Below are 21,730 nucleotides of genomic sequence, written 5' to 3'. Positions count from 1 at the left end.
ACCTTTTAAAAAGAAGGTCTCTTTTTATTAGGCTCTTTTCGTAAAGATTGATGTTTTTAAAACGAAACTATTTAAGGTTGATTGGAGCGGAAGTGCGAGACTCCTGCGGGAGCAGCGGGAAAGGTGAGACCCCACAGGCGTTTACGCCGAGGAGGCTCACCGCCCGCCCCGCGGAAAGCGAGCATCTGAAGGGGAAATCAACCACACCGCACTACGGGTAAATAGCAACAAAGTATGCGAAAACAGCCTTTTATTAAGATTGAGCAGTCTTTTTCAACATTAGTATATGTTTATGAGAAATGGGATTTAATTGTATCTTCAACTTTCTTTAACATTCCTTTATATGCTTCTTCATCAAGGTATCCAATACTTCCGAATAGTAAATGATCCACAGGTTCAATTCCAGTAAAATCAAATATTCCAATGTCAGAGGTAACTTTCAATCCAGCTGTCATACCCACCGCATCGTAAACCTCGTTAGGAGTTCCGTGTGTATTGATGATAAGCCCCTTTTTACCTTTTAATAGCTTGATTACACCTTCTTCTCCAGCAGAATATGCAAACCCAAATGAGAATACTCGGTCTACATACCCTTTAAGAATTGCTGGAAGACCCGTCCACCAAATAGGGTAAATAAATGTTATAACTTCTGCTTCAGAAATAAATTCTTGTTCCGTTTTAATATCATCAGGAGTTTTTCCTGCTTTCATGGCTGCTGTATCTTCCGGTTTCAGTACAGGTTGAAAATCAATTGCATATAAATCACGCACAACAACTTCGTGACCGTTTTTCTCTAATGCATTGACTGTTGTTTCCAAAATAGAGTGATTTAAGCTTTCAGAGTATGGATGTGCATAAACAACTAAGTGCCTCATTTAGAATCTCCTCCTAGTAATTTTTATTTGATTATTAAGGGTAACCTAATATTATAATGTTAGACATTTTTTTGAAAGTAGTCATTTTTTTATAACATAGTCACAAAAATGGTACCATTGAGAAAGAGAGGAATGTACGGTGGCGCGAAGCAGGTTCGGTGAACCTCCAGAGGAACAAATAGAGGTTTGTCCAGTTACACAAACTCAAGACATAATTGCAGGGAAATGGAAAATCATCATTTTATGGCATTTAAGCACAAATACAAGAAGATTTAATGAACTTCAAAGGCTGTTACCAGGTATTTCAAAAGGAATACTGACACGTCAGTTGAGAGAATTGGAAGAAGACCAAATGGTTCACAGAGAAGTATATAAAGAAGTCCCCCCAAAGGTAGAATACTCGTTAACACCTATAGGGAAAAGCTTTATTCCCATACTGGCTAGTATGGGAGAGTGGGGCAAAAAATATGAAAAATTAATAAAAAGCTAAAGCCTATACAGGTCTTTAGCTTTTTCCTCGTGGTTGATCATCCACTAACCCCATTTAATTCAATAAGACATCTTTTTTATCTTTCAAACCGTCCAGTATGTGTATTATCCCGATTTATAAGTGCATCCCCAAGATTGATTCTGCTCATAAGTCTTTCATGGTCCGAAGGAAAACGTTCTTTAACATTTGCGACACCCTCAGTTGTTGTGATATCACCATTAGGCATAGGACGTTCTTCTCTTTGAAACCCAGGGTTCAGACTATTAGTAGGGTGTCTACGAGCATCAAGGTTCCCGTCAGTATTATTTAGATCATTGTTATTATCTTGTGGCATATATTTCACTCCTTCGCTTATATTATCCGCTGATGGCATGAATCTATTCGCACGCTGTACTTTATCCTTTATTTATCCTGTTTTCCTCAATTTGCAGCAACGCCAATTTCTCTTGAATGATCAACAAGTACGAAGGGTTTTTTTAATGCTTTAAAAAAACTTCTAAATATTATGATTGACTTACATTTTAATTTGTCTTACAATTTCAATGTAAATAGTCGAAAGATTCAATCAAATGGAAGGGGAACTTACTTAAGAGCTAATTCACTTCAACATGAAGCATGACAACATACTGCGCGTTAACTTTATGTCAATTCCGGAAATGACGTAAAGTTCTGTCATAATTTCAATATCTGAATGTCTAGAGTTATCTAAGTATTATTGCTTTAGAAAAAATGAAAGCGAATACATACTCTTTGGAATGGAGTGAATAACTTGAAAAATCAATCAAATCTTGCTGAAACCACTGTGATTGCTCCGGAGGTCGAAAGTAAGAAAACAAATTTCTTCACGAAGTTTAAAACCGCCTATGGTCCAGGAATTCTTGCCGTGTTAACGTGGCTTGGCGCCGGGGACCTGGTGACTTCTTCTGTTGCCGGTGCAGATTATGGATATAGTTTAATGTGGATTTTAGCTCTGTCATTAATTCTTCGTTTTCTTATCGTTAATGTTATTGCCCGGTTCCAGCTTTGTAACACAGAGGGTTTAACCATTCTTGAAGGCTATGGACGTATCCACCCATTTTTCGGTTATTTCATGTTTGGTTATGCATTAATCATGGGCCATCTGTTTAATGCCTATATGATTAAGGGAGCGGGAGAGGTATTATCGACACTCTTCCATGTCAATCAGCCGTTCTTAGCTTCAATGGTAGTTGTAGGATTAGTGTTTATGCTTATTGGCAGGAATATTTATAATAGAATTGAAAGTGTAATGAAAGTGCTTTTGGCATTATTGACCATTGCCTTCTTGTTCCTGGCCATTCAAGCTACACCGGATGTGGGGCAAATCATTAAAGGAACGGTTGGTTTTAGCATTCCAAGTGATACTGGCGTTCATGGAGCATTATTGGTGGCGATTTCAATTATCGGTGCAGTGGCAGGATCGATTTCGAACTTTGTACATCCATATTTCATGAAGGAAAAGGGCTGGACGAAGCCGAGTCATGTCAAGGTTCAAAGAAATGACTTACTGTTTGCCATCGGAGTTTGCATCGTGATTAATTTAGCCATTTGGGTGGTTGGGGCAGAAATTTTAAAACCGAATGGAATTCATGTGGAAACGATTGATGACTTGGCAATGGCATTACAAATGTCGTTAGGACAATTTGGCTGGTACATTTTTTATCTTGGGGTATTTGGCGTATTGTTCGCGAGTATAGTAGGGAAATCAACTGGTTTTCCAAGATTGATAGTAGATGCCTTTTACGTAATAAATAAAAACCGACGCGAAAAATACAATGGTAAATATGAAAAAGATCCAATGTTTAAATGGATTATGATTTTTGTATTAGTTACGCCGCTTATTTGGTCCATTCCCGGCATGCCTGGTTTCATTGCATTGACAATTGGCGTAAATGCAATAAATATAATCGGCTTTCCGGTAATCGCAATTGGCATGCTCGTGCTTTCAAATAAAAAAAGCTTGATGGGAAAATATAAAAACAATTGGTTCGAAAATATTATTCTAACGTTAGCTTCCGTTTTAGCGATTTGGTCCGCCGTTCAATTAGCTACTACCTTTTTTTAAAATAATGGTAGATTATAGATAGAGGCGTAAAACAAAAAGGTTATGTCAGCATTTGAACCCGATGGGGTCCTACTTTATTGGAAGTGAGGTATCAATGATGAAACCGAAAGTAATCGTTTATAAGAAAGTGGATCAAAAGGTGTTGGATTATATTCAAGAGACTTGTGATGTCGTTTATTTTGAGGGTCTTGATTCACAAAACGATCCTGAATTTCTTCAGGAGCTGAAGAACGCACAAGGTATATTAGGTTCAGGATTAAAAGTGGATAAAACTTTACTGGATCAAGCACCGCAATTAAAAATCGTCTGTAATTCATCGGTTGGTTACGACAATTTGGATGTAACCGAGTTGTCCAATCGAGGAATCATGGCTACGAACACTCCCGAGGTATTGAACGAGACAGTCGCCGATACGATCATGGGTTTGATGCTCTCCGCAGCGAGAAGAATGCCTGAGTTGGATCAAATGGTAAAGTCAGGGCAATGGACATCGAATATCGGAGAAAAATCGTTTGGGTTGGACGTCCATCATAAAGTATTAGGTATTATCGGAATGGGCGGAATCGGATCTGCCGTTTCAAAAAGAGCCCGTTTTGGGTTCGATATGAACATCTTATATCACAATAGATCCAGAAACGAAGACGCGGAACAAAAGTATGGAGCTACATACTGTTCTCTGGAAGATCTGTTAAAGCAATCTGATTTTGTCTGCTTGATGACACCGCTGACTCCTCAAACCGAAAAGATGATGGGGGAAAAAGAATTCAAGCTCATGAAAGAGTCCGCCATCTTCATCAATTGTTCAAGAGGGAAAACAGTGGATGAAGAAGCGTTGATCGATGCGCTAAAGACCGGAGAAATTCACGCGGCAGGACTGGATGTCTTTGTACAGGAGCCCGTCCAGGAAGACAACCCGCTGCTTTCCATGAAGAACGTCGTCACTCTGCCTCATATCGGTTCCGCAACATATGAAACCCGCCTGAAAATGGCGATGCTGGCCGCAACAAACCTTGTCGCCGGATTACAGGGCGAAACGCCGCCTACGTTGATTAAAGCTGGCGTAAAGGTGAAGTGATCTTTTATAAATTAAGCTGGATAGCCTTAATTGGGGCTATCCATTTTTTTGTTTCGGATTATGATTATTACTCATCCTGCAAAACAAAAAGCCCTCCTATAAAGGAGGGCTTTTATATCAATTCCCTAGACTTTTGTTATTCATCAACCACATCTGCCATTTCATCAAAATCGGAAACTGCGATCTATCAAACAGTTCAGCACAAGAAATACCTGGGTTTGTCATCTAGTAAGAATAACTTGTAATCGGAGACTGCACGCAATGTTTGGATACATAGTATGCATGCACTGGTACTTGTTTTGATCCCTAGAAGTCTTTCTTAATACGATCGTCATGATTTAGATCGTTGACACCGTGTTTCCTCCTCTAGTTTATGCTACGTCTGATTGTTTAATTGAATCAACGTAATGGTTTGCTTTATCCTGGTCAAATTCCCCTTCCCATTTCGACATGACAATCGCCGCCAATGAGTTCCCAATGACATTAACCGCTGATCTTCCCATATCCAAAATCCGGTCAATACCGGCAATGAACGCAACACCTTCCACCGGCAGTCCCATAGAACCAAGTGTTGTTAAAACAACAACAAATGAGGCACCCGGAACGCCAGCCATTCCTTTTGACGTTAACATCAATACGAGTAACAAAGTGATCTGTTCTGTAATGGATAAATCTATACCATACATTTGTGCCACGAAAAGTGAAGCAAGTGCTTGATAAATCGATGAGCCGTCTAGATTAAACGTATAGCCTGTTGGAATAACAAAAGAAGTAATGGATTTCGGGCAGCCAAACTTCTCCATTTTGTCCATAAGCCTTGGTAATACCGACTCTGAACTTGCTGTTGTAAAGGCCAAAATCAATTCATCCTTTAACACTTTCAGGATAACAAAAATGCTTGTCCCTGACATTTTCGCTATAATTCCAAGAATGGCGAATACAAAGAATACCATCGTCACATAAACTGCAATTACTAGGTTACCTAAAGGAATTAATGTTGCGATACCGAATTTCGCAACGGTTACACCAATCAGTGCAAACACACCAAAGGGGGCAAATTTCATGACTAGATTCGTCACCCAAAACATTACTTCCAACACACCTTCAAAGAATCCAAGAATAGGCTTTCCTTTTTCGCCTATCGCAGCCACACCTAAGCCGAATAAAACAGAAAAGAAGATAATCGGTAATAAATCCGCTTGAGCCATTGATTCAAATACATTTGAAGGAACAATATGAGAAATTGTTTCTCCAAAGCCACTGCTGCCAGCGGTATTTGTCGTTTCTTCATATTTTGAAATATCACTTTTTTCAAGATTGCTTGTATCTAAGCCAGACCCTGGGTGGAACAAGTTTGCCGCCAGTAATCCAATAACAATGGCAATTGTGGTGACAATCTCAAAATAAAGAAGAGTCTTCCCGCCTAATTTCCCCAGTTTCTTTATATCGCCGACCCCCGCTATGGAGACGACTAGTGCAGCCATGACGATCGGGATGACGATCATTTTAATTAAATGAATGAAAATATCGCCGATAGGCACCAAAATGGCCATGACTGTTTCATTACCATGGAATAAAGCACCGACAACGATACCTAGTACAAGTGCAACAAAAATTTGAGTAGCTAAGCCAAACCTTTTCATTTGAATTCCTCCTTCGATAGTCGTTCTGTTGTTAGCGCTTTCAATTTTTAGATTATTTCAAGTTTATGATCAACCTACTGGAACCTACTGAATCCTACGGATACTTACAAGGGCCATAAAAAATAATAATTTCAGTCAAAACCCTTCTCACTTTTTTACCTTTTCATGTGTTATGTTTTTAATATAGTGACTGGGGAGGGACCGTATTGAAAAAGAGTATAAGGATATTACTATTGATTATGATTGCGGTGCCTCTTGCGGGCGAATTCAAGTTTTACCCCTTCGATGATACATTCAGAGTCAGTTTGGGAACCCCCGTCTTCTTCTTGTTTTTACTATGGGGGAGGAGCATCCACCCGATTATTGCAGGCATAGTGACGGGAGTGAGTGTGTTTTTTTTGCGTTTTTCACTGGCTGTCGGGATACGGGACATATCCGTTGAGGATGCGATCTATCTTCATGTTCCCGCCTTTTTCTACTATTTCATTTACGCGTTGGCCTTTCATAAAACGAAATTGAACGAACGGCACGATCAGCCGTTTATGATCGGGCTTTTAGGGGTATTGATCGAGCTTTTTGCAAGTGTATCGGAGATGACGATCCGATCCATCCTGGCGAATCAGGGCACACCCTTGTTAGCCATTGACCAACTTGTTTTAATCGCCTTTATTCGAAGTTTTTTCGTTCTCGGCTTTTTTAATATATTAAAGCTGAGAGAAGCGAAATCCGCAGAAGCGGAGCAACGCATCCAAAAGGAACAAATGCTGCTTTTCATTTCAAGTTTGTATGAGGAATCGGTTCAACTGAAGAAAACGATGCAAAATGCGGAAGAAATCACCCGAACTTGTTATGACTTTTACCGTCGGATAAATACTAGGGGGACTAATGGAAGCGATGCGCAAACTGCGTTGCAGATTGCCGGTCTTGTGCATGAGATCAAAAAAGATAACCAGCGGATTTATGCGGGGCTTTCGAAACTTATGTCATCCAAAAACCTGCAGGAATATATGAAGATCGAAGACCTTGGTAACATCATGATCGTGTCCAATAGACGATATGCAGAGTCCCTTGGCAAAGTTATTACATTTACCTTGCATATAGATGATGACCATCCCCCCTATCATGTATATATGGTATTATCATTAATAAATAATTTATTGGCCAATGCAGTGGAAGCCATTGAAGAAGAAGGATACGTATCACTGCATGTGAAAAGGAAAGATCAATTCGTGGAGTTTTGCATCCGTGATAATGGCCCCGGCATTGCGCCAAAGCGGAAGGAAATCATTTTTACAGCAGGTTATACAAAGAAATTCGATGCGGCGGGAAACCCTTCGACGGGAATTGGCTTATCGTATGTGAAACAAACAGTTGAAAAATTTGGAGGCCATATCAGGCTAATGGATACCTATAAAGAAACCGTATTCATCGTAGGAATTCCGATTGATGCTATTATGGAGAAAGGGCTAACGAGATGAATTATTTCATTATAGATGACGATCCTGCCATTCGAGGGATGTTGACAGAGATAATTGAAGACGAAGATTTAGGCAAAGTGGTGGGAGAAGCAGAAGACGGAGCTTTAGTGAATAATGGCTTGTTGTTTTTAAAAAAAGCAGACGTTGTCTTAATTGATTTGCTCATGCCATTAAGGGATGGAATTGAAACAATCAGGTCTCTTGCTGATGGATTTCAAGGAAGATTTGTGATGATATCGCAAGTGGAAACGAAAGAAATGATTGGTGAGGCGTATAGATTAGGAGCGGAATACTACATTACAAAACCGCTGAACCAAGTTGAAATTTCATGCATATTAAACAAAGTGAACGAGCGAATACTGGTGGATCAATCGATACAGGGCATTCAAAAGTCGTTGAACGTGTTTACGGACCGCCCGAAGTCTTCTAAAACCTTTCATACAAAAAATATCATGGAAGCCGGACGGTCCTTAATTTCTGATTTAGGTATGATTGGCGAAGGGGGAAGCGAGGATTTATTAAACATTTTAGGATTCCTCCAAAATGAAAAGCAAAGACTCGGTCCTGCCTACTCGTTTCCATATTTAAAGGAGATTTTTGCTGGGATTGCTGCTGAAAAGCTGGGAGATCAAGCGAAAGAAGCCGAAATCCAGAAAGAAATGAAAGCTTCCGAGCAGCGTGTCCGTCGCGCTCTTAACCAGGCACTAATCCATATCGCTTCATTAGGATTGACGGATTATATGAATCCAAAATTCGAAGCCTATTCATCCACATTTTTTGATTTCTCGGAAGTCCGAAAAAAAATGCTGGAGCTAGAAGACAAAAGTAAAAAAGTAAGCAGTCAGAGCCGCAATAATATGAAAAAATTTATCCAAGTGCTGTTTATGGAAGCAAGGCAGATGATGAAATAATAAACTAGTAACACAAGTTGAATAGATTGAAAATTCACAAAAACATTTCTTGTTTTTCGTTGGAAGAAGCATAAAGGCAAATCCGTTTATAGGGGATTTGTCTTTATCGCTATTTTCTCCGTATTTTTTTATGGCTCTTTTCGTAAAGATTGTTGTTTTTAAACGAAACTATTTAAGGTTGATTCGAGCGGAAGTGCGAGACTCCTGCGGGAGAAGCGGGAGAGGTGAGACCCCACAGGCGTTTACGCCGAGGAGGCTCACCGCCCGCACCAAGGAAAGCGATCATCTTGAGAGGAAATCAACCACAACCCCCTACCTGGTAAATAGCAACAAAGTATGTGAAAACAGCCTTTTTTTATAAACAGTATTGTTTCAAATCTATAGAAAAAGGATAAAGAAGTTCGTTTTCTATTCGTTGATTAATTCCATCGCTCTAACTTTGGGATGCCTCTAGTGAAAAACTTAGCAATAAATTTAGGTATATTCATATTTTCCATCATATGATTTTGAACAACTTTTTGCATTTCTATCGCAGTAATGTTTTGAGTGAATTCACCATTTATATAACAATGACTGCAATATTTAGTACTTATCCTACCATCTTTTTCAGTTCCGCCACCTAATTCATCTTTAGATAGCGGCATTCCACAACTCTGACATGCTTTATAATTTTTCATGATAATTTCTCCTACAAAAAGTTTTATCCTAAACATTATCTAACAAACAAAGTTAAGTCAAGACAATATGAATCACATCTCATCGAAACGAATCAAACGTTGATGTGGGTGTTGCAGTTCTTATGAAAGGCGGGACTGGCGAAGCTTTAGGCCTTCAATAATCATAAAAATAACCAGCCAAGCTATTGCTCAACTGGTTCTGGCTTTACATGTTAAATTAAAGTTTAAAATGACGATTCATTATGGCAACTGTTGTGCAAAATACATTGATATCATTCGGAATTTATGATAAATTAGTATAGAAACACATTTAAATACACAATAAACAGTTTACCCCTTACTATAAGTATAAGGTAAAACTCACCTCTAGTCAACCCCTAATTTCTCATTTTTTAAAGGAGTGTCCGTTATGAACAATGAAATTCGGCAGGAGCAAGAACGTTTGAATGAGGTGATAGAAACAATCACGAAACAAATCAGCAAAATAGAAGGAGAAACTTCAAAGCGTAAAAAAGAAGTTGTTAATATCCGTAAACACTTTTGGGATGACCTCAAGGTTAATATCGATACTTTCGATGATTACCTCGAGACCATCATTGGCTTAAGGCAGCAGGCCCAAGACTTGTCACAAAGCGAAGGCGCACATAGATATGCCTTCAAGAGGCTGTCAACACTGCGCCGCATGAAGGAAGTGCCTTATTTCGGCCGGATTGATATCACTGAAGAAGGGTCTCCCCTTACGGAACAAATTTATATTGGGACTTCCACTCTTACTGATGCAACAGGAGAAAACTTCATTATCTACGATTGGAGGGCCCCGGTTTCGAGTGTTTATTATGACTATCCTCCAGGTCCTGTAGAATACTCCACTCCCGGAGGCGTAATTCGGGGGATGCTGGAAAACAAGTGGCAATACACGATCAAGAGCGGCGTTATCGAATCAATGTTCGATACGAGTCTCACCATTGGGGATGAGATCCTGCAGCAGGTACTGGGCAAGGGAACGGATAAGCATATGCACAGTATCGTGTCCACCATTCAACGTGAGCAAAATAGGATCATCCGGAACGATCGCGGACGTCTGCTCATTGTTCAAGGTGCAGCTGGCAGCGGGAAGACATCAGCTGCCCTTCAACGGATTGCTTACTTGCTCTACAAGAACCGTGAAAGGCTGAAAGCCGATCAAATCATTTTATTCTCTCCTAACTCCATGTTTAATAACTACGTATCCAATGTGTTGCCCGAACTTGGCGAAGAGAATATGCAGCAGGTAACATTCCAGGAATATCTGGATCATCGTCTGACTGACTCGTTTCAAGTTGAGGATCCTTATGAGCAACTGGAATATTTACTGACTGCAGCGGATGATCCTTCCTATAGCACCAGGACAGCGAGTATCCAATTTAAGGCATCCATTCGCTTCTTTGAAATCATCAAGACCTATAGACAATCACTGGAGCAATCCGGAATGATCTTTAGAGGGGTAAAGTTCCGAGGGGAAACGCTCGTCTCAGCCAAACAAATTTCGGAAAGATTTTATAACACAGACACCACATTAAAATTTCACAATAGGATTGAAAAGCTGAAAGAGTGGTTATGTGAGCTACTTGATGAAAGGGAAAAGTTTGAGTTGAAACAACCTTGGGTCGAGGAGGAAATCGAGTATCTTAGCAAAGAAGACTACCAAAAGGTATACACCTATTTAGAGAAAAAACGCGGCCATGATGAAGATTCCTTTGACGATTATGAGATGGAAAATAAAATGCTTGCTCGTATGATTGTTCGAAAGAAACTGAAGACGTTACGCAAACGGATAAAAGCACTTCATTTTATAAATATTAAGGGCATATACAAGCAACTTTTTGACGAACGAATACGGATCGAACTGTGGAATGAGGGTGAAACACCTGCCGAAAGGGAAATTTGCTTATCAACCCAAAAAATGCTGGACGAAGGTAAACTGTATTATGAAGACGCGACTCCATTTTTGCTGCTGAAGGAGTTAATTCAAGGGTTTCAGTCGAATACAGCTATAAAATACGTGCTTGTAGACGAAGCACAGGATTATTCTCCATTTCAATTCGAGTTCTTGAAACGATTGTTTCCTAATGCCAGGATGACCGTGCTCGGTGACTTTAACCAGGCAATATTCGCTCATGCCAGCGAACGGGTGGATTTCCAGACTCTTACCAGTTTATACGGGATAAGTGAAACCGAGAGCATTACCTTGGATCAAAGCTACAGATCCACAAAGCAGATTATAGAATTCACACGTGAACTAATTCCAGAAGGCCAGCGAATTAAGGCATTCAATCGTGAAGGCGAGAAGCCAGTACTCACTCAAGTGTCCAGCCGTGATGAATTGCACCGTAAGATCATGTCTAAGGTCAAAGACTTTCAAAGCCGTGAGTACAATACAATCGCAATAATCTGTAAATCTGCTGCCGAAAGTGCCGCCGCATACGATGCCCTTAATGCCCACGGTGAAATTAAACTCGTACAGAAAGGCACAAATGAATATGAACAGGGTGTAGTTGTTATACCGGCTTATTTGGCCAAAGGCATCGAATTCGATGCAGTCATCATTTATGATGCATCCATGCAAACATACGGTGATGAGAGCCTGCGTAGATTGTTCTACACCGCATGTACCAGGGCTATGCATGACTTACAAATTTATACGGTTGGCGAACCCAGTCCCTTCTTGAAAAACGGTGCAACGGAGAGTTTACTTCTGACCTCCAACTAACAAAGAATGGAGTCATTATTAGTGCTTCCTTTTTTCTCCTTTCATTTTATTGCTCTTTTATCGAATACTATAAAAGAAAATCTTTAGAAAAGGAGGAGATGGATTGACTAACGAGAAAGAACAGGTGGAAACGGGAGGAAGCCAGGTGACTGGTGAATCAACGATTCAAACAGTTAATGATGGCCATTATCATTATCCAGGGCCCGTGGAAGAAGGCTATAGCGGAAATACAGGAAGAGCAGTACAGCCTGCCGGGAAAAAAGATCCTGATGTTCCTCAGAACAAAGACACATTTAATTACACCCGTAATGTAAAGTAGATCCGTCCAACATCATATACTTGGAGGTGAAGGAAATGAGTAAAAAGACAGGAAGAGGTCGCATCGCACCAAGTGTTAACCCGCAGGGACATGGAAAAGATGTCGAATTCTCCACTGAGCCCAAAAGCGAGCTTGAAAACAAGGCAAAAAAGTCCAATACAAAATAAACGTATCGGATAAAAATGCGGTCATACTTTATTAAGGAAAGCCCTTCTCTTAGTCGAGAGGGGCTTTTATAATCTATATGAAGGCTTTAATCATCTTATTGGTTATGGAAAAAATCCAATCCTTGCTCCTCGGTTTTTGTCGATGAATCATACGTTTTTGAAGCAGCGGAATGTGAAAGAATAAATGGATGGGGTTACCGTTAAAAAAATACCAAATACATATACCGCTGTGCTAATATGAAAGACTGAGCTTGAAAAAATGAGAGGAGTTACAAATGAAAATAAATCGATTAATAGCGAACAATATAAGCCATTTAGATTCATCACTGCCAGACGACCAATCATTAGGAATTGCTGGTTTATCAGGTTCCGGGAAGACGACTTTTTGTCAAACCATTGGCGAAGAATCCAAGAAGCGTCTCGTTTCCTTATTGCCGAAGTCTGAATATCAGTATTTATTCCCTAATATTATGGAAACCAACTTCAGTGCCATCAAGATGGAGGAAATGCCGCTGGTCCTTTTTCTCGGCAAATCATCCATTTCAGCTAATCCCCGTTCGACCATTGGCACACATACTGGTGTGTTTAAAGAGATTCGTGTTTGTCTTGCAGAAAAATTCAATCTTTCTCCGGAAGTTTTTTCATTTAATAATGCCTTAGGCTGGTGCCCTACTTGTAAAGGACGCGGTACGACGAAAAACGTCGAATGTCCAAAGTGTGAGGGGAAGCGCTACAATCAAGAAGTCGAGCAATATACCATTGAATTATTAGACCGCCCGCATACTATATCCGATATCAACAACTTAAGCATCGAAACGATCCTTTCACTCGCAGAGACCTTACATATAAGTGAAGCCAAACAGCATATTCTCCAAAATATTATCAATATGAATATTGGTTATTTAGGCTTGAACCGTATTATGGGGACAGTGTCGGGAGGGGAATTAACCCGGCTTTATTTGGCCGAATTCATGGCAACAAGTGAAAATACCGTGATCATCATCGATGAAATCTCCGTCGGTCTTGATCATCAAACCCTTTTGAAAATTTTGGAGCAGATTAAGCAATTAGGTTATAAAAATCAAATTTGGCTCATTGATCATTCAGACACGGTGTTGGATAGCACGGATGACCAATTGTTCTTTGGACCCGGCAGCGGAAAATATGGCGGGAAAATCGTTGAAGAATCACCGCGGCCCAAACCAATCAGCTGGAAGCGAAATGAAGCAGCGCCAACTAAATACTATCAATTTCAGGATCTTTACTGCCGTAATATTCAAATGGAAGAAATCCGGATTCCCAAGAATAGACTTGTTACCTTTACGGGTGAGTCCGGCTGCGGTAAATCTACACTAGTCAATGAATGCATCTCCAAAGATTTTCAGAAGCGTTATCCAAAGGATAAGCTGGTCATGGTCGGGCAGGACCGAAATAAATCGATCACCAGCCGGTCGACCGTTGCGACGTTTCTTGATATTAAAAAGAAGCTAACCAAATACAGTGATGAAATTGATGATATTTTTCAGCGTTCGATCGAAGATATCATCGAAGAACTCCCAAAAGAAGACATCGCACATAAACGTTTGAGCTTATTGATCAAACTTGGGCTTGGTTATTTAACGTTAGAGAGAAAAACACAAACACTATCGACGGGTGAATTTCAATGTGTCCACTTAGTTTCCGAGCTGTTTGCGAAGACAAGGAACCCGCACACGCTGTTCATTTTTGACGAGCCTTCAAAAGGGTTATCGCAAAATATTTTAAACCAATTCATTGACAGTGTCAGGGTCATTCTGGAGGATGAATCCGTCTCCATCATCATGATTGAACATAATGCCTATATGCTGGAAAGCTCGGATTATATCGTGGATTTTGGCAAAAGACAGCTAACACCTGTCCAGCATCTTGACGTTGTCAGTCATGATGATTATTACAGTCACAAAAACAGTGACGAGCGGGTGGAGCCATTGCATATCTCTTCGACGCTCCGGTCAAAAACTGGTATCGATTATTTACAGGAAAATCATCTGGACTATTTCAAGAACGCAGAGAACGTTTATAAGGGCGGCATTTTAAAAAGCTTATCACCAATCGCTCGCGTGATTTATGGGGAGTACGAGTCCGATACGATTGCCCCTGTGATCGCCATTGATCTTGAACGGCACTTGTACAGTCAATATACGTTTCTTTATGAATTGGGCGGAATGATCAACCATATAGTGGCTGCACATCCGACCAATAAGGATACAAGAAGCTTCGATTTCTATTCTGCAGAAAATCATTGTCCAAGCTGTTCGGGACGCCGGTTCATTGAAAAATTCGATTTCAATGTAGTCATACAAGACAAAAACGTGCCATTCTGGGATGGTTTATTACATCCGGACGTGATGGAAGTATTAAAATATTATCAGCATTCCAAACTGCAATTCCTGTTTGATGAGATCAAGAATGAACTAGGTCACGACATTAGTAAAAGCTATAATGAGATGACAGATGCCGAAAAGCATACCTTCTTATATGGGTATTGGGAAAAGTCCTTTTACGATAAAGCAGGCAAGGCATCGCGAATTTGGGAAGGGTTCAATTTCATCATTGGGCGTTATATTTTCGTATCGAAATCAATCATTAAAGAGCAGATGAAAGAAACAAAAGAGATGATCAACTGTCCAGTCTGTAAAGGAACGGTTCTCAAACATCATAAAAAGCTGATGTTTGGTGATACGGACATTCGCGAGATCATCCAACAGCCAATTGATCAAGTCATCAAAATTGTAGGAAAGCTGCCGGAACTGGAAAAACTAAAAGCGATTGTGGGCGGCGATATCGCACTCACTGATGATGTCTCATTCCTTCCACGTGAAACAAAAGCCGCGTTGAAAATGCTCGAACTCGAACTAGCAAGCTTTGTCGGCTATGAAGTGGTTTTACAAAATACCCAACCATTCTGGGACAGCATCAAAGGCAATATCGAAGCAATCAGCAGCAAAAATCAGATTACCATCTGTGACTTTGCCAATATTAACGAAACAAGAGAAACCATTATTGATAAATACTTCACCAATGGCAAATACAAAAAACTAACCTATGTCTATGAAGCATTCGGCTACAAAAAAATCGTTACCCAAATCAATAAAATTAAAGCAAGTCATAAATGCCCATTCTGTAATGGCAAGAAAGTCATTTCAGAAGACAACATCCATGACGGTGTGTATAAATTAACGATCCCTTGTGTGAGCTGTCATGCCAGTGGCATCGATGATGAAGGTCGCAAAGAAATCGTCGAAAGCATCGACGTCCAAACCTGGCTGACAGGGAAAGTGAAGGATGTCGTGGCCGAAAGTGAATGTACCGAGGGCGTGGCCGATATCCCCATTTTCGCCCGGATTCGTGAATTGAACAAACGAGACATGATTGCGGTTTATCAATGCCTTGACGAGAAAAAATAAATGTAACAGTACTCTATTGAAAATCAAGTTTGTCTACAGTTTTATAAAGGTTTGTACAATTTGACCGTTGATTTCCACTCCAGGCACTCGCTTTCCGCGGGCGGTCCGGGAGCCTCCTCGGCGCCTTTGCGCCTGCGGGGTCTCCCTTGGACTCGCTTTTCCCGCAGGAGTCTCGCACCTTCCGTTCCAATCAACTTTGGTTTTAAATTTAAATAAAACCATATTTGTCTACAAACTAAAAGTCCGCCATTTACGGCGGACTTTTTTATTATTTTCCAGAATGATCTTCTTGATAAACGGGAAGTGTTATTGAAATCGTTGTTCCCTTATTCAAAGCGCTAGTTAAATGAAGTGTACCATTCATCGTTTGGATGGTCTTGACAGCCACCATAGATCCCAGCCCAGTTCCTTTTTCTTTGGAACTGTAATAAGGCTCACCAAAACGATTTATTTGTTCCTTGTTCATTCCCACTCCATTGTCACTTATTTCGATAATGATATCGAAATTATTTACATAAGAAACAATATTAAGTTCCCCGCCGTTTGGCATTGCCTCTATACCATTCTTGATGAGGTTTAGGAAGCATTGCTTGAAATGTTGAATATTCCCCCGGGTGATGCCTGGAGCCAACTGATTAGATATAGTAACTAAATTCATGTTAGCCAATGGTTTGATCATTTCAATTACATATCCTATTTCACGGTTAATTAAAATATTTTCCACTTTCTCAAGTGCAGGTTTTGCAAATGCTAAGTATTCACTGATAATGGATTCTGCACTATTAAGCTCTCTAACTACATGTTGGATATATTGTTCTCTTACTTCCTGAGTCAGATCAGGAGCCTTTAGCAGTTGAACAAATCCTTTCACAACCGTTAAAGGATTTCTAACTTCATGTGAAATGCTGGCTGCAAGCTGACTGACTACCTCCATTTTTTCAAGCCTTACCATTTGTGTCCGGATTATAATGGCATCTTTTAAAATTTCTATGATATATAAAGCCAAAACGATAATGAAAGGAGGGAGGATAATAAAGTAAAATACATACGCCTCCGTTATTCGAAAATAATCAGACATAACGATTGAAATGAAGCTCGTTAGTATTCCAAGAAATAAAATTAATAGTATCGAGCTATTAAGTTTATTTTTTCGATTGAAATTTTTGAATTTGGAAGAAAATAAAGCCGTTATAATAAAGATTACGATATATACAGTTAACGTAAGTAAATTGAAACCATAAAAAGCAAACCTAAAAGTTAATATGATGACTAACAGTGCAGCCCCTACAGGCCAACCACCATAAAGGGTCCCTATTATAAAAGGGATTTGCCTGAGATCATGGACACAATATTCATCGATATAAATAGGAAACTTCATACATAAAATAATAGGAATGCTCATGCATGCAGTAATAAGGGTCTTGCCATACTGACTTAACCTTTTGCCATGATCTAATAAAATGTAATAAATCAAAATGCTTACTAAGATATAAAAAAGATTATCTAATATGTTTTGATTAATATAAATAAAATTCATAGGATTCTCCTGAAAAAGTAACCGTTTGGTTTATTATACAAGAATAACACCAAAAAAGAGAATCTTAATAAGTAATTTATTTACAGAACGACTCTAAATTTAAAAAAGTCTTGGTTAATGTATCTATTTAATTAGAATTATTTAACGATTCATCCGTTCGAATTTGGTTATTACATAATAAAGGAAATATAATAGAGGCAGAGGTGATTTTCATTGAAAAAATGGACAAAAGAAATAGAAATAAATGCCCCAATTGAACAGGTATGGAAGTTTCTTGATGGTTCTGTAGAAAATTTGCAAAAAATCATGCCTCAAGTAGTTGAACAAAAGCCGGTTAAAATAACGGAAGAAGTGGTTGGAAGTGTATATCGCCAAAAATATCGAGAAGGAAAACGAACAGAAGAGTATGATATAGAAACATTGGAATATTTGAATGAAACTAATGAGAAAAAGCTAAAAGTAGGCTTCATACTTGCTAAAATGTTTGAAATTACAGCTTTTTATGAACTAAATAAAATCAATGACAATAGAACTTCCTTTACATATACAGTCACCAGTCGCCCGTTAAAGTGGTTTTTGAAATTACTTTTAGTATTTGCCACCGATAAAGTGGTCGTTGAATTTTTAGATCGTGTCAAAAAGGTAGCTGAAGCAGAAACAAGTGTATTAGAATGAATTAGGTCAATCTTCCGCATTATAGGGGGCATACAACTTGCCTATATTTGGAGAGTGTACTTTGATCGTTTCATTCCACTGCAGGCACTCGCTTTCCGCGGGCGGTCCGCCCTCGGCGCTTTGCGTCTGCGGGGTCTCCCTTGGACGCGTATTCCCGCAGGAGTCTCGTACACCCGCTCCAATCAACTCTGCGTGAAAACTAAGTCGACACCAAATTAAAAATAATCCATCTTTTTTCAAGGTGGATTCAAACTGAAATACAAGCCACATGGCACTATATGATGCCAATAAAAAAAGCGACCGTGATAAAGGCTTGATCGCTTGTGAAAGATATGGATTATTCAAAAGGCCCTTCCGAAAGAAGGGTCTCTTTATTTAAAGATGAAATGTTACTGCAAGCTTGAACGTCGCTTGTTTCGGGTTGTTATTACATTCAGCGTTAGCAAAATGTATGGACTTCTGTCATACCTCAATCTCTATCCCGGTGTTCCGTTCTTTCGATTGGCTGTAAACACCTTTTGCCACAGCGAGGTCAAAGTAAGCGGCACCGACTGATTTAAAGAAGGTAATTTCCTCTTTATTTCCCCTTCCTGTTTTGGTTCGCATGACAAGTTCATAAAGCTCTCCGTGAATATCATTAAACGACCAATTTCCCTGATTGGCTGCAGAAATGAGTTCTCCTGCTTCAGCCTTCACGCCCGCCAAATCGTCGACGATAATTTTAGCAGCGCGTGAAACGGTGGTATTATCCACTTCTTTCATATCCGGTAAGTAAGACCCGACCCCGTTAATGTGTGTGCCCGGCTTTAAATCGAGTCCATTAAATACTGGCTCGTTCGAGCGGGTTGCACAGCAAATGATATCTGCTTGACGAACAGCTGCTGAAACATCCTCGCAAACTTCAAAAGGAACGGTTACTCCGAAAGCCTGCAGCTTTTCACCGAATTTCTGCGCTTTCTCTGGTGTGCGATTTACTAATAAAATACGCTCAATGTCCCTTACGGCTAACACACCAATTGCTTGTTCAAATCCCATAGCTCCTGTTCCGATGATCGTGAGAACCCGGGCGTCTTTACGAGCAAGAAAGTCTGTGGCAATGCCGCTCAATGCCCCTGTTCTGAGACGTGTTAAATAGGAGGCATTCAACAATGCTAGGTGTTCGCCATTTTCTGCATCTGACAGCAAGATGACTCCTTGTGTGGTTGCCATCCCCCTTGAAGGATTCTTTGGAAAAATCGTAACGACTTTGACCGCCGAAACCTCTTCAGATAAATCAGCGCTTGGCATGTAAAGGGCCGATGCCTCGTGTTGAGGGAAAGCAAGCACTGTGCGATGAGGGCTGTCTATTTGTTGAGCACCATGTGCACGCAATACGGCCTTTATATCTGCTATTGCGTCTTTCATTCCATATGATTGTTGAATTTCCTTCTCGCTTATTACCAACATTCAATTGTCCTCCTTGAAGTGAAAAATCCATGGATTACATGGCACTAGTATTATGTGTTTCGTCTAATTTCTGATTGCTGCGATCCTTAACTGCCCAAATCGCTGCTAGTGACAGGACAGATGCAAAAATAATATAAAGGGCGACAGGAACATAGGAGTTATTAAACCTATCAAGTAAAGCCGTTGCAACTAGCGGCGCTGTTCCTCCTGCCAGAGCTGCTCCGATTTGATAGCCAAGCGTGATGCCGGTATAACGGATCTTTGCATCGAAAATTTCCGAGAACATCGTTCCAAGAACAGCTGTGATGGGAGCCCAAATAACCCCTAAACCTATCACTGTTGCAACGATTAATAGCAGTACCGATTTTTGCTGCAGCAACCAGAAGTATGGGAATGCAAACAGTGCCATCCCAATCGTTCCGCCTATAAACAGCTTTTTGCGGCCAAGCTTATCAGATAAAGTCCCCATGATAGGTATTAAAATCGTCGTTATAATTGTCGCAATCATGACTGCAGTTAATGTAGCTGTCCGGGAGAAGCCGAGATTTGCAGTAGCATATGATACGACAAACGTGCTGAAAATATAAAATGGAGCTGTTTCTACCACTTTGGCTCCGACGGCGATAAGCACTTCACGCCAATAATTCTTAAGAGTTTCCACAATCGGCAGCTTTGGAACTTCTCCCGATTCCTTCACTTTTTTGAAAGACGGTGTTTCATCAATTCCTTTACGAATCCATAGGCCAAAAAATACTAGCAGAGCACTAAAAATGAATGGTATACGCCATCCCCAAGTCATGAATGCGTTTTCAGGCAGCAGTGTCATAATGGATAAGGCAACGGTTCCAAGCAGCATTCCTATCGTAACACCCATTTGAGGAATGGCTCCGAACAAGCCCCGTTTCTCAGCGGGAGCATATTCAACGGCCAATAAAAGCGCTCCTCCCCATTCACCGCCAATTCCCAGACCTTGTACTAAGCGCAGCGTGATCAATAAAATCGGCGCCCAAATCCCAACGGCTTGATACGTAGGAAGAAGCCCCATCCCAAAGGTTGCGACACCCATTAAACTAAGTGTTAAAACAAGGGTTTTCTTTCTCCCGATACGATCGCCAATATGGCTGAAAATCACTCCGCCAAAGGGGCGGATGAAGAATGCTAACGCAAAGGATGCATAGGAAAGCAACAGCCCTATTGTCGGATCCTCATTCACGAAGAATAGCTGGTTAAACACGAGAGCTGAAACGGTCCCATATAAAAAATAGTCAAACCACTCAATCGAACTTCCGACTAAACTCGCAATTAAAATTCGCCGCATTTGTTTCTTCTCCATCTTGAGTCACCCCATTAAAATTGAAGTGTCACTTCAATTTGTTATTTCCTTTATTGTAAATAATTTATAATTTTCTGTCAATTATTTTATTAATGACGGAACATTCATCAAAATTTGTACTGTATAATGAAGCTAGATACTATGTAAAAAAAGGGGGCATCTCCATGCCTTTTGATTCAATCGGGGAAAAAATGAAATCATTGAGGAAAGAGCGAAAACTAACATTAAAGAGCCTTGCTGAACAAACAGGCGTTTCGATCAGCTTTTTATCACAAGTAGAACGGGGTAAATCAAGCGTCACATTAGAGTCATTAAAAAAAATCGCTGATACTTTGGATGTCAACCCAAGTTTCTTTTTTTCTGAGGACCGTTCCCAAGAAAATTCAGATTATAATCATGAACAATTTCACTATCAGAATTTATCCAGCGGCATTCGTGATGCTGTTTTTTCGCCTATCCTTGTCACCTTAAAGCCAGGTGAAAATAAAGGAAGCGCCTTTTCTCATGGCGGACATGAATTCTTGTTCATTATCGAAGGGAAGTTGACAGTGGAAATAGAGGGAGAAAGAATGGAACTCCATGAACAGCAGTCTTTCATGTTCGATGCTCGAAAAGCCCATTACTGGTTTAACTTCTCGGATCATATTGTCCGGTTTTTGGTGGTGTCGTCGAAATAACGTTGTAATAAAAGTATATCCAGTTAACGAAACATGTCGTACAAAAGGATAGATGTAAACAGGGATTCCTCACTGTTCATCTATCCTTTCTAACTGTTAATTTGTGTCTTTGCATTAGGTCCTCATTAGTTGATAGAATGAGTTGTGTT

At 40.1% G+C, this 21,730-nt stretch carries 19 protein-coding genes; 11 read left to right on the top strand and 8 right to left on the bottom strand.

Translation table 11 applies throughout. The annotated features are described in order from the left end of the window. Window positions 1–290: 290 nt before the first annotated feature. A complete protein-coding gene (locus AC2YHV_RS07890; RefSeq protein ID WP_239859047.1) occupies window positions 291–875 on the bottom strand; it encodes an NAD(P)H-dependent oxidoreductase in 585 nt (194 codons plus the stop codon). 139 nt (window positions 876–1,014) lie between these two features. Here AC2YHV_RS07890 and AC2YHV_RS07885 point away from each other — a divergent pair, with 139 nt between their 5' ends. Next, window positions 1,015–1,365: a winged helix-turn-helix transcriptional regulator gene (locus AC2YHV_RS07885; RefSeq protein WP_053536197.1), complete on the top strand. Its 351-nt coding sequence runs from the start codon at window positions 1,015–1,017 to the stop codon at window positions 1,363–1,365. A 76-nt stretch (window positions 1,366–1,441) separates the two neighbouring features. Here the strand turns inward: AC2YHV_RS07885 and AC2YHV_RS07880 are convergent, their stop codons facing one another. After that, the gene (locus AC2YHV_RS07880) at window positions 1,442–1,699 is read right to left on the bottom strand and encodes a hypothetical protein (protein WP_487372978.1); all 258 of its coding nucleotides are present in this window, start codon (window positions 1,697–1,699) and stop codon (window positions 1,442–1,444) included. Between the two features lie 435 nt (window positions 1,700–2,134). Here AC2YHV_RS07880 and AC2YHV_RS07875 point away from each other — a divergent pair, with 435 nt between their 5' ends. Together AC2YHV_RS07875 and AC2YHV_RS07870 are read left to right on the top strand one after the other, a co-directional pair. Then, on the top strand, window positions 2,135–3,448 hold the full coding sequence (locus AC2YHV_RS07875) for an Nramp family divalent metal transporter (RefSeq protein ID WP_098187483.1): 1,314 nt from the start codon (window positions 2,135–2,137) through the stop codon (window positions 3,446–3,448). A 97-nt stretch (window positions 3,449–3,545) separates the two neighbouring features. Beyond that, window positions 3,546–4,523, top strand: a complete 978-nt coding sequence (locus tag AC2YHV_RS07870; RefSeq protein WP_258249070.1) for a 2-hydroxyacid dehydrogenase — start codon at window positions 3,546–3,548, stop codon at window positions 4,521–4,523. 371 nt (window positions 4,524–4,894) lie between these two features. Here AC2YHV_RS07870 and AC2YHV_RS07865 read toward each other — a convergent pair whose 3' ends face one another. Beyond that, window positions 4,895–6,166, bottom strand: coding sequence for a cation:dicarboxylate symporter family transporter (locus tag AC2YHV_RS07865; RefSeq protein WP_057276993.1), 1,272 nt, complete (start codon window positions 6,164–6,166; stop codon window positions 4,895–4,897). A 206-nt stretch (window positions 6,167–6,372) separates the two neighbouring features. Here AC2YHV_RS07865 and AC2YHV_RS07860 point away from each other — a divergent pair, with 206 nt between their 5' ends. Both AC2YHV_RS07860 and AC2YHV_RS07855 read left to right on the top strand, forming a co-directional pair. Beyond that, entirely contained in the window at window positions 6,373–7,644 is a 1,272-nt protein-coding gene (locus AC2YHV_RS07860) for an ATP-binding protein (RefSeq protein ID WP_487372977.1), read from the top strand. Beyond that, complete coding sequence (locus AC2YHV_RS07855) at window positions 7,641–8,555, top strand: response regulator (protein WP_063590197.1); 915 nt, start codon at window positions 7,641–7,643, stop codon at window positions 8,553–8,555. The genes AC2YHV_RS07860 and AC2YHV_RS07855 overlap by 4 nt, the downstream gene beginning before the upstream one ends. Window positions 8,556–8,974: 419 nt before the next feature. On the opposite strand, the gene AC2YHV_RS07850 is transcribed toward AC2YHV_RS07855, so the two are convergent. After that, window positions 8,975–9,232, bottom strand: a complete 258-nt coding sequence (locus AC2YHV_RS07850) for a zinc ribbon domain-containing protein (RefSeq protein ID WP_487372976.1) — start codon at window positions 9,230–9,232, stop codon at window positions 8,975–8,977. A gap of 409 nt (window positions 9,233–9,641) precedes the next feature. Between AC2YHV_RS07850 and helD the strand changes: the two genes are divergently transcribed. The 4 genes from helD to AC2YHV_RS07830 all read left to right on the top strand — a co-directional run bounded on the left by helD (window position 9,642) and on the right by AC2YHV_RS07830 (window position 15,913). After that, entirely contained in the window at window positions 9,642–11,981 is a 2,340-nt protein-coding gene (gene helD / locus AC2YHV_RS07845; protein WP_487372975.1) for an RNA polymerase recycling motor HelD, read from the top strand. A 103-nt stretch (window positions 11,982–12,084) separates the two neighbouring features. Beyond that, window positions 12,085–12,300 carry a hypothetical protein gene (locus AC2YHV_RS07840; protein ID WP_063575260.1) on the top strand — a complete coding sequence of 72 codons (216 nt, stop codon included), beginning with the start codon at window positions 12,085–12,087 and terminating at the stop codon, window positions 12,298–12,300. Between the two features lie 35 nt (window positions 12,301–12,335). Next, on the top strand, window positions 12,336–12,467 hold the full coding sequence (sspL, locus tag AC2YHV_RS07835) for a small, acid-soluble spore protein L (RefSeq protein ID WP_061464729.1): 132 nt from the start codon (window positions 12,336–12,338) through the stop codon (window positions 12,465–12,467). A 275-nt stretch (window positions 12,468–12,742) separates the two neighbouring features. After that, window positions 12,743–15,913, top strand: a complete 3,171-nt coding sequence (locus AC2YHV_RS07830) for an ATP-binding cassette domain-containing protein (RefSeq protein WP_487372974.1) — start codon at window positions 12,743–12,745, stop codon at window positions 15,911–15,913. Window positions 15,914–16,181: 268 nt separating this feature from the next. Here AC2YHV_RS07830 and AC2YHV_RS07825 read toward each other — a convergent pair whose 3' ends face one another. Next, on the bottom strand, window positions 16,182–17,450 hold the full coding sequence (locus tag AC2YHV_RS07825) for an ATP-binding protein (protein WP_430190490.1): 1,269 nt from the start codon (window positions 17,448–17,450) through the stop codon (window positions 16,182–16,184). 213 nt (window positions 17,451–17,663) lie between these two features. Between AC2YHV_RS07825 and AC2YHV_RS07820 the strand changes: the two genes are divergently transcribed. Beyond that, window positions 17,664–18,125, top strand: a complete 462-nt coding sequence (locus AC2YHV_RS07820; protein WP_106026191.1) for an SRPBCC family protein — start codon at window positions 17,664–17,666, stop codon at window positions 18,123–18,125. Window positions 18,126–18,131: 6 nt separating this feature from the next. Here the strand turns inward: AC2YHV_RS07820 and AC2YHV_RS07815 are convergent, their stop codons facing one another. The 3 genes from AC2YHV_RS07815 to AC2YHV_RS07805 all read right to left on the bottom strand — a co-directional run bounded on the left by AC2YHV_RS07815 (window position 18,132) and on the right by AC2YHV_RS07805 (window position 20,904). Beyond that, on the bottom strand, window positions 18,132–18,470 hold the full coding sequence (locus AC2YHV_RS07815; RefSeq protein WP_487372973.1) for a hypothetical protein: 339 nt from the start codon (window positions 18,468–18,470) through the stop codon (window positions 18,132–18,134). 117 nt (window positions 18,471–18,587) lie between these two features. Next, window positions 18,588–19,571: an ornithine cyclodeaminase family protein gene (locus tag AC2YHV_RS07810; protein ID WP_487372972.1), complete on the bottom strand. Its 984-nt coding sequence runs from the start codon at window positions 19,569–19,571 to the stop codon at window positions 18,588–18,590. 34 nt (window positions 19,572–19,605) lie between these two features. Then, window positions 19,606–20,904 carry an MFS transporter gene (locus AC2YHV_RS07805; RefSeq protein ID WP_487372971.1) on the bottom strand — a complete coding sequence of 433 codons (1,299 nt, stop codon included), beginning with the start codon at window positions 20,902–20,904 and terminating at the stop codon, window positions 19,606–19,608. Between the two features lie 164 nt (window positions 20,905–21,068). On the opposite strand from AC2YHV_RS07805, the gene AC2YHV_RS07800 reads away from it, so the two are divergent. Next, on the top strand, window positions 21,069–21,581 hold the full coding sequence (locus AC2YHV_RS07800; protein ID WP_487372970.1) for a helix-turn-helix domain-containing protein: 513 nt from the start codon (window positions 21,069–21,071) through the stop codon (window positions 21,579–21,581). Window positions 21,582–21,730: the final 149 nt, after the last annotated feature.

It is taken from the genome of Peribacillus sp. SRI_006 (assembly GCF_057586375.1).
Note: the sequence above shows the minus strand (reverse complement) of the source record. Positions and strands in the feature narration are given on the sequence as shown.